The sequence below is a fragment of the Legionella bozemanae genome, from assembly GCF_900450575.1.
Classification (GTDB): domain Bacteria; phylum Pseudomonadota; class Gammaproteobacteria; order Legionellales; family Legionellaceae; genus Legionella; species Legionella bozemanae.
On sequence record NZ_UGGY01000004.1, the window covers coordinates 1 to 12302 of the forward strand.

A 12302-nucleotide genomic window follows, 5' to 3' on the forward strand; every position below is an offset into this window, starting at 1 on the left:
TTTCTTTTGGGTTAAAATAGAGAGCAAGAGTGTACATCCTGTAAAAAAAGATCCTATTGAATTACTCAGGGAAGCTAGGTCTAAAAATTGTTTTTCAGAAAAGGACTATGATTGGATTATTGATGTAATGCTTGAAAACCAAAAAAGACTTATAGAAAATAAATTTAAAAAAAATTACTCTATCATAAAGCATCAGTTCTCTGAACAACTTGAAGAGCCTCTAGTTGTTTACAAAGATTTAAATAATAAAATTTATATAAAACCTGCGAAAGAAATTTATTCAAGCATAGAGAAACTAAGGAAATTTAACTCAGAAGATAGTGCTTGTATAGGTAATATTGTTGGTGGTCATGAAGCTGAGCAAGAATATAGACTGCGCAATAAAAGCAAAAATAGTAACGTGATTAAGTTCGATACCTCGCTCTTATCTGGTTAATAGGAATAATATTCCTATCTGGAATAGTAACTTCTTTTTGGATATGTTTTTTTACTAAACTTACTAGATAGGCATTAGGAATACAAATTATAAATGAGTATGCCATTTTTAGGATGTAATCTGAAATAATAATATTTGTTGTATCTATTAGACTTGCTGTGCTAAGCATATGAAAAGTAATTAGATTAGTAGATATTGTGAAAAGTAACTCTCCTACAGCCGTGGCTCCTAGACTTCTCCTAAAAAAGCCTGTTCCAAACCACTTTATTCCCCATTTATCCAGTACATAAGTATTTGCAAAAAAACCAATTGCTAAAGAAATAGAGTCAGCAATAGCAATATGAATAAAACCCGTCGTTAAAATAGGATATAAATCCTGATTTTGCCAATGAGAAGGTGATGGCAAAACTGCTAAAGCATGGGTAATGAAGCTAAACATAAACTCACAAATGATTATCGCGACAATCATTAAATATGAGATTTTTGCCCCAAGCAGTTCGGTTATTGAGTCATTAATCGGGAAAAGCAAAGGAAAAACAAATACGGAAGAACATAAAATTCTACCATATATATCAACTGTCTTATATCCCATAACAAATGAACAAAAGAAGATTGTAGCATACAGCATACCTATTAGAACTAAGTATGTACCTCTATCAATATTAATAAAATAAGATGCTATTTTATTGAAAAACAGATTTTTCAAAACATTCCACTTGTCTTTTCATTTTTTAAAATCATAAATTACATCATCATAATTTCTATTTGAACTAGGGGTGCCAAAATCAAATAGATTAGTTCTATAGTGAACTATAACTCCAATAAAAAAATAATTTTTTAAATTAATTTTCTTTAATTCGACAGGGAAATTTGAATTTAATACTTTTAAATAAAAATCATCTCCATCAGAAATAATTTGCCTAATTATCGGCTTTTCATTTTTGCTTTTATAAGTAATACAAAATCTTTATTAGTAATTTTACGTTCTGGATCAACGATAACAATGGAATTTACCAAAATGAAAGGCTCCATCATGTTATCTTGAGATAAAGTTGCAAAGCATTTGCTACTCAAAGGGAAATCAATAGGAACACTATCAATTTCAAGGTTTCTATCTTGGGAAGAATCTAAAAAGCAAAATATATCCATAGGTTTAATAAATGGAATTTGTTTGCATCCAATGGGATCTTCTCCGATTAATTGACTTACCGTGACTTGGAAAAAAGAAGATAACTTTTTAGAACATCTATAGTAGGGTTTCCACCTTTATCTTTCAACAATCTATAGATAGTACTAGACGGCACACCTGTAAGTCGCTCTAACTCCAGAGCGTTAAGGTTATATTTTTTTAATAATTCAGATAATACATCACCAATTGACATAATTCGCCATATATAGTAAATTTCCCATATATGGTGAATTCGCTATATATGGAAAAAGTTAATTAACCGAAAGTTTAAACAATTTTGTTATAAGAATAAACCTCAAAGATTGTAAATAATGGTTTTGATTTGAGTAGCAACTGATGGTTTATCAATAAAAATCGTTTGAAAAATAATAAGATTTTTACAGGAGTAAAAATTGGAATCGAAAAGCAATAATAAAAAATATCCAAAAGTTTATATTTCTTTCCAGCTTTCAGAGGAGGCTAATAAGCTTTTATCCGAATCTTGTATGAGATCTGGAAGAAAAAAGATTCCAGAAGCGGCATTACGACTTGAAGATCACCTCATACGATATCGCTCTATCTCCGAATTAAATCAAACCATTCCAAACCAACTAGAAGCAATGGACGCAGATCATGGCAGTACTTCGAATTCATAAAAACAACAAAACTTTGTAATTCTCGATAAGACGTGTCTGAATGATGACTCCTTATCATGGGGGGCTAAAGGACTACATGCCTATCTGATGTCATTACCTGATGATTGGAAGGTGCGGGTTTCTGATTTAAGAGAAAGGGCTACAAATGGAAGGGATGCGGTTCGAGGATTCCTTGGCGAATTAGAACAAGCCGGCTATATTCAAAAATCTGCTTGCCGAGATGATGCAAGTGGTCGTTTTGGTGGGATTGAGTACTTTGTTTTAGAAATTCCAGAGTGCCAAAATCACGATAGAATCCCAGAGCCTGAAAAGCCGTCTTCGGTAAAAAATGAGCAAACAACACCGAGCCCTGAAAACCCGTCTCCGGTAAGCCCGGCGACTGGAAATCCGACGCCGGAAAATCCGACACTAATAAATATTAATAGAATAAGTAATAAGAAACTAAATAATAAAACAGCAGCAGCAAGCAATAGTGCTCCGGGTAAAGCAACGACTATTCACGCTCAACCACAAGCTGCTGCTGTTCTTTTTTCTCAATCATCAAATCATGAAGAGAAACCATTTGCTAAAGTCGTTAAGGAACAACCTCCAGTTGATCGCTTATCGCAAGAGGATGCATTGATTGGCACTGAACTTACTCAAGCCCAGAAACACCGTGTAACCAGCCTGGTTAAAAGCCTCAACTCTCCGCAAAAAGAAGATTTAAGTGCAGAGATTGAATTTTGTTTGCTTAATCCCAAGCATTTCACTGCCTGTGGTAATGACTTTAGTCGAAAACTCAATGCCATTCGTGGGGTCATTTTGAGGGGAGGTTGGCAAACACCTGCGGGTATGGTGCGCGACGTTTCCACAACGAAAAAATCAAACACTTCAATTGTGAAGCAACTTGAAAATGAACTTAAGGAGGCACATGCCGAAGTCAGTCATTTTCAAAAGTTGCTTACAACTGCCAGGGAACATACACGAGCCCATTTTGAAACGATTATTAACCAGACTAAAAACAAAATTCATGACATTGAAGCACAGTTAAGACAAGTGATGTCTTCACAACAAGAGGCACCCTGTTGAGAACCTCTGGGGTGATTCGGGTACAGAAAAGAAAAAAGATAAGGAATAGCATGAAAAAAAACAGCAGAAAGTTATTCAAAGTGTTCGCAGTAAGTTCCGCAGCAGTGATAACAGGTTGTGCTGCAACACAAACAGCATTAGAGCATAGGTCACTGCAAGTCAGTACGAAGCAAAGTGAGACTATCTTTTTAGATCCTGTTTCTAAAGCGCAGAAAACAGTGTATGTGTCAGTGAAAAACACATCAGATGAAGAAATCAATATCGCGCCACAATTAAAAACAGCCTTGATGAAACATGACTACACGGTAGTCAATAATCCAAGTTCGGCGCACTACCTATTGCAAGCTAATGTGCTCAAGGTGGGTAAGATGAGTGTTGCTGCAAGTCAATCTGCACTTGGTGGGGGATATGGTTCAGTGATTGCAGGCGCTGTGGCAGGAACAGCGGCAGGAAGCTTAACCCAAACAGGCACGGGAATGATTGCTGGGGGTCTTACGGGTGGCCTTGTGGGCTTGGCTGCGGATTCGTTAGTGAAAGACGTCAATTACACCATGATTACCGACATTCAAATCAGCGAGAAAGTAGGGAAGGGGATTAAAGTAAGCGAACACTTCCAATCACGTTTAAAAAATGGAAATAGCACAATGACCTCTCAAACCTATTCGCGCAACACGCAATATCAGCGTTATAGAACACGTGTCGTTTCCAATGCAGACAAGGTCAATTTGAAGTTTGCCGATGCCAGGGGGGCATTAGAACAAGGATTAGTTAAAGTCATTTCGGGAATATTCTAATGAACCATCTAACCTAAAAGACGATTTAATTCGCAAAACTTATAACTTTAATTGGTGTTAAAAATTAGGCCATCCAAGTGCTTAAGGGATTTGTACAACCTAAAAACGGAGAAAACAATGAAAGTAGGTAAAAAAAGATTCAGTTTGATGAAGAGAGTAAGCTCAGCTCTTGTCGTTTTTTTGCTGTCAAAAAACGTACTGGCAAATGATTTATTGGCAAAAGCTTTGGAAGGGGATGTCAAAGATTCATTAGGAAGTGGCTCCATGTTTTGGAAAGTTTTTATTTTAGTAGACATCATTTTAGCCACCGCCATGGCTGTGAAGAGTAAAAATCCTATGGTGTTTGTTGGAGTAACTGCTGTTGCTTTTATTCCAGCCTTTTTACTTAAAACGTTTGTATTTTGAGAGGAAGGGAAGAATGAGCAACATGAACTATCAATTCTTAAACCATATTGATGCGCCTAAGAGAATCTTAACGTTAACCATGGACGAACTGGTGGTGGCAGGTATTGGTTTTATGTTGCTCATCATCTCGAATCAAAAAATATTGGTTTCTCTATTTGGATTAAGTTTGTTAAGTGGGTTGCGGTATTTGAAGAAAGGGGAGGGTCCCAAAGCCCTCTTAGTGTTGGCTTACTGGTCTTTGCCAAGCATGGTTACCCAGTTTTTTCTGCCCAAACTCCCTTTATCCCACCAACGTGTGTATGTGGCTTAAGGAGAAAAAAATGGATTTTAAAAGTTATCAAAGCCGCCTAAGCCAACTCTCTGCACGATTTAACTTAATGGTGGTTCTGGTGTTTGGTCTTTTAGTTTCTAATGTCTTGTTGTCCTGCTTTCTTAATAAGGCCTGGAACCATCATACCATCGAAGTAACGCCATTTTCTGGAAATCCGGGTTATTTTAAATCAGCAACCCGTGTCGACGGCCATTACCTAAGTCTGATGGCAGAAAATTTCGTTAATGAGCGTTTAAATGTGACGCCTGAAACGGTTGATGCCAACCACAAGCGCTTACTGTCTTTTGTGAACCATCAAAAGTACACCCAGATACTTAGGCTTTTAACGAATGAGGCGAAAGTCATTAAAGCCAAAAAGATGTCTTCTACGTTTGATATCACCGAAATTAAAACGAACCCCAATCAACTTACCGCTGTTGTTTCTGGGGTATTGAAACGCTATGTGGGGCTTCAATCGCTAAGCGATGAACGTAAAACCTACCTCTTGCAGTTTCAATATAAAGACAGTCGCTTATCCATCATTAAGTTTTCGCCTTTTAAGGATTTCAATCATGCGTAAACCATTAAGTGTCGCATTAGCATTAATATCTACGATGACTATGGGAGCTAATAGTATCCCGGTGAAAGAGAATAGTGACATCGCATTGACGCTTTCTCAAAATAATTACAACCGCATTGTAGTGAAGAACGATAAAATCATAGAAGCAGTATTTCCACCCAATAGCATGGCCATCAAACGCGACGAGCAAGATGGTTCGGTTTATGTGATGTTGTCTGCGACTAATCCATTTACTTTGTTTGTAACTACTGAGAAAGGCACGCATTTTTCAGTCACATTAAATGGTGAAGAGTCATTAGGCAAAACAATTGAGTTGGTTTCACCACCACAACCCAAAGTTGTCGCCTCTCAAGCTAACACTACAAAAGACAATATGAAAACGATAACTCAGGAGGCCGTACCCGAAGCAATTCTTGCTCTACTCACCCACATGGAGCAACATAAACCTTTTGCTGATGTGCGTATAAAACGTCAATTTGGAAAAGCACAGCGCTGGTCAAAAGGATTAACCCTCCTACCTAAAGAGTCCTGGGATGGTAAGCTTTTGAAGGGTGAAACCATCGAGTTATATAACAGGGGCAAGGAGCCTTTGGAGTTGTCTCAAGAATGGTTTGCGAAAGTTGGAACATTAGCGATTAAGTTCTCAAAGCCATCTATTGCGCCTGGTGAAAAAGCCATGTTGTATCGGGTTCAGGGAGTACGTCATGGCTAACTGGCAATTCAATAAAAAGATAAAAGGGCGTCAGGTTCGAACTCTAGTTGGTGTAGGATGCATCGTTTTCTTCATCATCGCCACGATGATTGTCTTGTTGGCAGAGGGTCATCCTAAAAAAACGACCACTACAAAAAATTCAGTCGATTTAACAGGAATCGTAGAGGAATCATTTACCGATGCGGTTGCAGACCAAGCGTTGACCACCCAACAAACAGAACTGGAATCATTAAAAAAACAAATAAGCGAATTAACACAAAACATTAAAACGATGGGGGAAGCACATCAAAAAGAATTGCAAGCACAAAAAGAAGAACTCACAGCACAAGTACACGAGCTAGTTTTAGCCAATCAGGAAAAACAAAGTCATTTGGAACACCAAAACAATCCTTCTGAATTAAACGAAGTACAAAACCCACAACTGTGGCATAACCCCAATACCTATGCCATGAACACGATGATGAATAGTGGCACTACTTTATCGGATGCAGCCCCTCGCATTCACACAGTCTCATTTCGACCTAAACGACGCATGAAAAAACCACACCCTAATTTTTATCTCAACCCTGCTCATTATGTTCCATCCAATACCTCAGTACGCGCAGTGATTTTAGGCGGTGCGGATGCCGATGCATCAGTGAATGGCCAGTCGAAAAACAATGGCGTGATGCTCTTTAAATTTTTGGAAGATGGCACATTGCCTAATGGCCAGCGTTCACGCTTAAGAGGGTGTCGCGTCAGCGCCAATTCCTACGGAGATATTTCCAGTGAGCGTGCGTTTGCCACATTGTATCGTCTGTCGTGTGCTCATCCTGGCCAGCCCATTATTGATAAGGAGGTTACTGGGTGGGTGTTTTTCAATGGCAAGGTTGGAATTAAAGGCAAGCCTTTGATGCGAGATAACAAGGTCATGACTTGGGCGGGTGTAAGTGGTGCCTTATCTGGAGTTGCCTCTGCTGCACAATACGCCCAAAGCGTCCAAGCCATTGGACCGTATGGCGCAACATCAGTTGTACCCAGCAGTCAAATCGCGCCCTTTGCAGCCTATGGAGGTGCCTCCAAAGCAGCAGATACCTTGTCGGCATACTATGTCAAACGCGCAGAGCAATACCATCCTGTCATTCAAGTAGGCTCGGGCAATGTAGTCACCGTGGTCTTTAAAGACGGATTTTACTTAGAGCCCGATGAAGATAAGAGTCAGCACGCAATGAATCAAGTAAAAGCCCAACACGAAACACAAGGATTGATTGCATCTCAAGACGAAAATCCAACTTCTGAGATGAACTTTACAGTTCCTCCCGAAGTCTTGGGGCGTATTGAGCGCCTAAATACCTTAAATCGAAATGAAACAGGAGGTTTACGATGAGGTCTGGTTTACTTTGTTTCATTTCAATACTGAGCGCATTGCTTACAGGATGCAGTACGATGAACTCCAATTTCAGTTGTAATGCTACAGCGGGGGATAGTTGTTTAACAATCGAGCAGGTCGATGCCATGACCCGTTTCGCCGATGATGCAAAACCCAATTCTGTAAGACGCGGCATGATGAAAGCAGAACACACTATCCCAAACCACCAAGGGAAAATCATCCAACAAAATAACAGTCAATCGTTGTGGGTTGCAACACGCCTTAAGGAGCAATCATGGGTTTAGACTTCACTGTTTGGCGTGATAAAGCGCGTCATTTATTGCATCGAACCAGCCAGATGCTGGGAGAAACCTCTGGAATTAAACCCGTTTCTCTTAGTGCCCAGGGTCAAGCGCATGAGTCAGTAACTATGGACTTACCCTCAATCAAAGGACTTCTACCCTATGAAACGGTGAATGAAGCCGGTTTTTTTGTTAATCGCAATTCGATGGGCTTTGGTTTACAGCTTTCGCCGATGTCTGGTGCCGATGAGTCATTAATGAACAGTCTGGCGCAACTTTTTAAGAATAAGCTGACGGTTGATACGGATTGCACCGTATTGATGTATAAACATCCATGGCTTGAGGGACGGCTTTCGCAAAACTACGAGCCCATTTTAAAACAAGGCGGGATTTATGCTGATCTTGCACGACTTAGCCTTAAGTATCATCTTAATGCCATTAAAAAAGGATATAAAAATGGCCGTAATGTGCCAGCGGGTTTGAGTGATTATTGTTGTTATCTTTTTATTTGCAGGCCCATGCAATCCGATGTCAAAGAACAGCTTCACCTGTTGCAAGCCGATTTTGAATCAGAACTTAAAGTGTCAGGATTTGGGTTTAGGCGACTTGATGCAGATGATTTTAAGGTGTTGATGCGTGCATTAATTTCGCCTGATTTCAACACGCTCTCTTGGCCAGTAATTAATGAATCCAATGGATTGATTGCAGAGTCGATACCCACTCCTTCCACGGTAATCGAAATAGAAGATGAGGCCATCGAGGTCTCCATTGCTGATTTAAAAGGAGAAACCCAGAGAACACGCGTCGTGAATTGTGAGGTCAGTAGTTATCCGAGCAAGCCTTTTGCTTTGTGGCAAACACCGGATTTATTCGCCAATCTTCTGGATACGGAGCAGGGCATTCAATGTCCCTTTTTGATTTCTTTTACTATTCGAGGCGTGAATCAGGAAAAGATGAAGGCAAAAGCAAAAGCTCGTGCAAAATCTTTAAGCTCCAATAATAATGCGGTTCAATCCTTTATTAATCCCTCCATTCGTGAGGAAACAGCCGAGTGGCATTTCGTTCACGACCATGCATCTAAGGGCGAATTGTATCTCTTGCCCACTTTTTATAATGTCGTGCTGTATACCACTGAAAGCAAAGAACGAGAACATGTTGCCAAAGCGATTGCGAGTTTCAGGCATTTAGGATTTACTCTCACTCAAAGTCGTTGCAAACAGTGGTTACGTTTCTTAGGTAGTCTTCCTTTTATACTCACTGAGGGACTTTTTTCAAGTCTTGAGCTTTTGGGCATGACTAAAAAACTAAGCCATTTCAATGTCGCTAATCTTCTGCCCGTCGTTGCGGATTTTAAAGGCGCAGGGCAGGGACTCATTGTACCTACGTACCGGCATCAACTGTTTTATTTAAATACCTTTGATGACAGGGCATTGCCGATTACCAATTTCAATCGTCTCACAGTGGCTTCTACGGGTGCTGGTAAATCCTTCTTTGAACAGGCGCAAATTTTAGACGGTTTATCACGGGGACAGCAGATTTTCGTTATTGATTTAGGCGGTTCCTATAAGCATCTATGTAAGATGGTGGGTGGCAGCTATATTGATGCATCCACACTGGCGCTTAATCCATTTACGCTATTTGATTTTGATGGGGTGACGGAGATTAATGGGCAGGCACTCAATGATTCCATTCAAATTAGGAATTTGTTGGCGATTATGGCAAGCCCTCATGAGGCTTTAGGAGAAGTACAAAAGGCGTGGCTGTTGGATGCCGTGACCGAATGTTGGAAAGTGCATGGCCGGCGCGCCAAAATGGACGATGTGTTGAGCGCGCTTCAAAGGATGTCAGAAAGGCCTCAATTTCAAGGTGACCAACGGCTTAAGGATTTGACTGTTTTGCTTGGCAAATATGGGAGTCAAGGAATTTACGGCCATCTATTTAACAGTGATACCCCTCTTTTGAACAGTTCCGATTTCGTGGTTCTGGAAATGGGTGAGCTGGAATCCAATCCAGAACTTCTGACCATCGTGATGTTTGTGATGATTGTGATTATTCAGGGACAATTTTATCACTCAGATAGAAAACGGGAAAAACGCTGCATCATTGATGAAGCGTGGCGGTTTTTGGCGCGTGGTTCGAATCCTGTGTGCGCAAGCTTTATTGAGCAGGGCTTTCGTACCGCAAGAAAACATAGGGGTGGTTTTGCGGTTATTACTCAGAATCTTTTAGATACCATGAATACCCTTCAGGGGCGTGCGATTGCGGCAAGTAGTGATACTAAAATCATGATGCGGCAGGGTTCGTTAAAGCAATACATGGATGAGCATCCAAAACATTTTAGCCCGCTTGAAGCACGTGTTATTGAATCCTTTGGGGAGGCGAAAACGCAAGGATTTTCCAATCTGATGATTCAGTTTGGAAATGTCACTACCTTTCATCGTTATTTTTGCGATCCGTTTTCCAGAGTGCTTTTTTCTACCTCAGGCGAAGAAGTGAGTGACATTGAATCATTAACAAACCAAGGTGTCACGCTAACCGATGCAATCCAGCGCGTGGCGCAAAAATACTATGGGGAGGAATTATGCGATTAATCCCTATTACTGCGAGTTTTGTATTAGCAATCTTTGGTTTTTTTATCCTTTCTTATGGTGTTAAGCCTAAAGAACCGATTGTCATTTTTAATAAAGAGGAAGTTCTGAGCCAATTCATTCGTCAATTGGCAGAAATAAAGGCGACTGAATCTCAGGTGGAGCAATCCACAAGAAGATTTAATGCGTTACTTAATAAGGTATTGGTCGAGCTTGCACAGCAAAAAAAGGTCATCATTTTAAGAAAGAATGATGTTTTTGCTGGAGGTATTGATATCACCGATGAGGTGCGGATTAGGTTAAGTCACGCCATGAGGAATAAATCGTGAACATCCTATGTTGCTTGATTCTTCTTATGATTTCCATGGGTCAGATTCATGCCAAATCCTTTGGAGTGATTGGCGAGGTTTTTCCTGTGGCTGAAAAGAGCTTTTTAAAGATCATTGAAGAGCGATTGACGGCTTTGAATGATAGTGGAGCGCTTGAGGCGATGAACCAGCGCTGGATTCAAACGGCAGCCGAGCATGCAAACAGGCCATCAGCCTTAAATCTTCCACGCACCAATCATTCAATAACACATCATTACGTGCCCGAAATCACTTTAAGCCAAGACATACGCGATGAGCGAGGTCGTGTTTTGTATGTACGCGGTACCCATGTGAATGCACTGTCGCAGTTACCTTCCTATCAACCCTGTTGGTTATTCTTTAATGCGGATGATGAAGCGCAGATAAATTGGGCTCAGCTTCAAAAAACAAGCTGTCCGAATCCTAAATTGATTCTGACGGGTGGCGCCATCAATGCCGCCGAAAAAAAGCTGCACTCAGTCATTTATTTCGACCAGGCTGGGAAAATTACGAGGCAGCTTCGTATCACTCACGTTCCGGCAATCGTTACACGCAAAGGCAATCGTCTTGTCATTGTCGAGCACGCAATCAAGGAGAATGGCGATGTCCTTTAGAGTCTTTTTTGTCGCAATCCTCTTCGTTTTTTCTTATCCGGGATGGAGCAAGCAATGCACAGGACATTTTGTAAATCCCATTCGTGATGTGTGTTGGCGATGCTTATTTCCTTTGTCGATTGGCAACATCAAGGTAGTGAATTCATCCCTACCCGATACAGATAATGCCTCAAGTCCTATCGGTGTATGCCCAAGCCCTATGGGTTTACGCGTAGGACTCAATATTGGTTTTTGGGAGCCAGTTGCGCTCACCGATGTTACCGACACGCCTTATTGCCTGGTGAATCTTGGAGGCATCAAACTCAATTTGGGTTTGAAACAGAGTAGGGGAGGGCGTCATGTGGTTGGTAATGGCCAACAGCGTGCGTTTTTTCACGTCCATTGGTATAAATACCCGCTTATGAGCTGGCTTAATCTCATCACTTCAATGGGTTGTATGCAAGGAGGGGATTTTGATATTGCTTACCTCACCGAACTTGACCCTACCTGGCAAGACTCTGAAATGAGCTTTGTATTAAGTCCTGAGTCGGTGTTGTTTGGCAACCCTGTGGCAGCAAGTTCTTGTGCCGCTGATGCGCTTTCCTCGACGCTGACCAAGAAGCCAATAGACAGTCTTTTTTGGTGTGCAGGTAGTCAAGGAACTCATTATCCGCTGACAGGGCATGTACATGCGCCTATTTCTCCGGTGCAAACGGCACTTTTATTGACTGAACGTATGAACTACAAAATGCACCGTGAATTGTTACTGTCTGATTCGAGTGCCGCATCGGGTGCGATTTGCAAAGAACATCACTATTCAGCAACCCCAAAATCGCGCTACCGCTATGAGATAGTGAATCAGGTAGCTGATGGCAAACATTGCTACCCAGGGGGTTTAAGCACTTTGGCTTGGGAGTTTGGAAAAATTAAACCGCATACGCCCGACCAATATGGGTTTTTAGTATGGCGAAAGAGGAATTGCACCTTTCTTTAAA

17 protein-coding genes are annotated in these 12302 nt (G+C 40.8%); 14 read left to right on the top strand and 3 right to left on the bottom strand.

From position 1 onward, the window contains the following. The coding region (locus DY223_RS19175; RefSeq protein WP_160116296.1) for a hypothetical protein at positions 1–436 on the top strand (436 nt) is incomplete at its 5' end. Here the strand turns inward: DY223_RS19175 and DY223_RS17870 are convergent. From DY223_RS17870 to DY223_RS19840, 3 genes are all read right to left on the bottom strand, one after another. After that, complete coding sequence (locus DY223_RS17870) at positions 405–1142, bottom strand: VUT family protein (RefSeq protein ID WP_012187508.1); 738 nt, start codon at positions 1140–1142, stop codon at positions 405–407. The two genes, DY223_RS19175 and DY223_RS17870, sit on opposite strands and share 32 nt — an antisense overlap. 218 nt (positions 1143–1360) lie before the next feature. Next, positions 1361–1585, bottom strand: coding sequence for a S24/S26 family peptidase (locus tag DY223_RS19180; protein WP_115684396.1), 225 nt, complete (start codon positions 1583–1585; stop codon positions 1361–1363). 56 nt (positions 1586–1641) lie between these two features. Beyond that, on the bottom strand, positions 1642–1818 hold the full coding sequence (locus DY223_RS19840) for a helix-turn-helix domain-containing protein (protein WP_115684397.1): 177 nt from the start codon (positions 1816–1818) through the stop codon (positions 1642–1644). Positions 1819–2017: 199 nt separating this feature from the next. Between DY223_RS19840 and DY223_RS17885 the strand changes: the two genes are divergently transcribed. The 13 genes from DY223_RS17885 (at position 2018) to traU (ending at position 12301) form a co-directional block, all read left to right on the top strand. Further along, on the top strand, positions 2018–2260 hold the full coding sequence (locus tag DY223_RS17885; RefSeq protein WP_012187510.1) for a TraY domain-containing protein: 243 nt from the start codon (positions 2018–2020) through the stop codon (positions 2258–2260). An 87-nt stretch (positions 2261–2347) separates the two neighbouring features. Continuing rightward, complete coding sequence (locus tag DY223_RS17890; RefSeq protein WP_115684398.1) at positions 2348–3328, top strand: replication protein; 981 nt, start codon at positions 2348–2350, stop codon at positions 3326–3328. A 50-nt stretch (positions 3329–3378) separates the two neighbouring features. Continuing rightward, positions 3379–4122, top strand: coding sequence for a complement resistance protein TraT (locus tag DY223_RS17895; protein ID WP_012187512.1), 744 nt, complete (start codon positions 3379–3381; stop codon positions 4120–4122). Between the two features lie 117 nt (positions 4123–4239). Beyond that, a complete protein-coding gene (locus DY223_RS17900; protein WP_012187513.1) occupies positions 4240–4527 on the top strand; it encodes a hypothetical protein in 288 nt (95 codons plus the stop codon). Between the two features lie 13 nt (positions 4528–4540). Beyond that, positions 4541–4837: a type IV conjugative transfer system protein TraL gene (traL, locus tag DY223_RS17905; protein ID WP_012187514.1), complete on the top strand. Its 297-nt coding sequence runs from the start codon at positions 4541–4543 to the stop codon at positions 4835–4837. Between the two features lie 10 nt (positions 4838–4847). Further along, positions 4848–5417: a type IV conjugative transfer system protein TraE gene (gene traE, locus DY223_RS17910; RefSeq protein ID WP_012187515.1), complete on the top strand. Its 570-nt coding sequence runs from the start codon at positions 4848–4850 to the stop codon at positions 5415–5417. Continuing rightward, positions 5410–6129 (top strand): type-F conjugative transfer system secretin TraK, encoded by a 720-nt coding sequence (traK, locus tag DY223_RS17915; protein ID WP_012187516.1) that lies wholly within the window; start codon positions 5410–5412, stop codon positions 6127–6129. Before traE ends, traK begins: the two co-directional genes overlap by 8 nt. After that, complete coding sequence (locus DY223_RS17920) at positions 6122–7495, top strand: TrbI/VirB10 family protein (RefSeq protein WP_012187517.1); 1374 nt, start codon at positions 6122–6124, stop codon at positions 7493–7495. The genes traK and DY223_RS17920 overlap by 8 nt, the downstream gene beginning before the upstream one ends. Then, a complete protein-coding gene (locus tag DY223_RS17925) occupies positions 7492–7782 on the top strand; it encodes a TraV family lipoprotein (protein WP_019350379.1) in 291 nt (96 codons plus the stop codon). Before DY223_RS17920 ends, DY223_RS17925 begins: the two co-directional genes overlap by 4 nt. Further along, entirely contained in the window at positions 7773–10370 is a 2598-nt protein-coding gene (gene traC / locus DY223_RS17930) for a type IV secretion system protein TraC (RefSeq protein ID WP_012187518.1), read from the top strand. Before DY223_RS17925 ends, traC begins: the two co-directional genes overlap by 10 nt. Then, complete coding sequence (gene trbI / locus DY223_RS17935; protein ID WP_012187519.1) at positions 10361–10696, top strand: type-F conjugative transfer system protein TrbI; 336 nt, start codon at positions 10361–10363, stop codon at positions 10694–10696. Before traC ends, trbI begins: the two co-directional genes overlap by 10 nt. Beyond that, positions 10693–11328, top strand: coding sequence for a type-F conjugative transfer system protein TraW (traW, locus tag DY223_RS17940; RefSeq protein ID WP_012187520.1), 636 nt, complete (start codon positions 10693–10695; stop codon positions 11326–11328). The genes trbI and traW overlap by 4 nt, the downstream gene beginning before the upstream one ends. Next, positions 11318–12301 carry a conjugal transfer pilus assembly protein TraU gene (gene traU, locus DY223_RS17945; protein ID WP_058460577.1) on the top strand — a complete coding sequence of 328 codons (984 nt, stop codon included), beginning with the start codon at positions 11318–11320 and terminating at the stop codon, positions 12299–12301. Before traW ends, traU begins: the two co-directional genes overlap by 11 nt. The last annotated feature ends 1 nt before the right edge of the window (position 12302 follow it).

Excerpts from the sequence above, each read along its gene's own strand:
- DY223_RS19180 (WP_115684396.1), bottom strand. The coding sequence starts at position 1,585 with ATGGATATATTTTGCTTTTTAGATTCTTCCCAAGATAGAAACCTTGAA.
- DY223_RS19840 (WP_115684397.1), bottom strand. The coding sequence starts at position 1,818 with ATGTCAATTGGTGATGTATTATCTGAATTATTAAAAAAATATAACCTT.
- DY223_RS17890 (WP_115684398.1), top strand. The coding sequence starts at position 2,348 with ATGTCATTACCTGATGATTGGAAGGTGCGGGTTTCTGATTTAAGAGAA.
- DY223_RS17895 (WP_012187512.1), top strand. The coding sequence starts at position 3,379 with ATGAAAAAAAACAGCAGAAAGTTATTCAAAGTGTTCGCAGTAAGTTCC.
- DY223_RS17900 (WP_012187513.1), top strand. The coding sequence starts at position 4,240 with ATGAAAGTAGGTAAAAAAAGATTCAGTTTGATGAAGAGAGTAAGCTCA.
- traL (WP_012187514.1), top strand. The coding sequence starts at position 4,541 with ATGAGCAACATGAACTATCAATTCTTAAACCATATTGATGCGCCTAAG.
- traE (WP_012187515.1), top strand. The coding sequence starts at position 4,848 with ATGGATTTTAAAAGTTATCAAAGCCGCCTAAGCCAACTCTCTGCACGA.
- traK (WP_012187516.1), top strand. The coding sequence starts at position 5,410 with ATGCGTAAACCATTAAGTGTCGCATTAGCATTAATATCTACGATGACT.
- DY223_RS17920 (WP_012187517.1), top strand. The coding sequence starts at position 6,122 with ATGGCTAACTGGCAATTCAATAAAAAGATAAAAGGGCGTCAGGTTCGA.
- DY223_RS17925 (WP_019350379.1), top strand. The coding sequence starts at position 7,492 with ATGAGGTCTGGTTTACTTTGTTTCATTTCAATACTGAGCGCATTGCTT.
- traC (WP_012187518.1), top strand. The coding sequence starts at position 7,773 with ATGGGTTTAGACTTCACTGTTTGGCGTGATAAAGCGCGTCATTTATTG.
- trbI (WP_012187519.1), top strand. The coding sequence starts at position 10,361 with ATGCGATTAATCCCTATTACTGCGAGTTTTGTATTAGCAATCTTTGGT.
- traU (WP_058460577.1), top strand. The coding sequence starts at position 11,318 with ATGTCCTTTAGAGTCTTTTTTGTCGCAATCCTCTTCGTTTTTTCTTAT.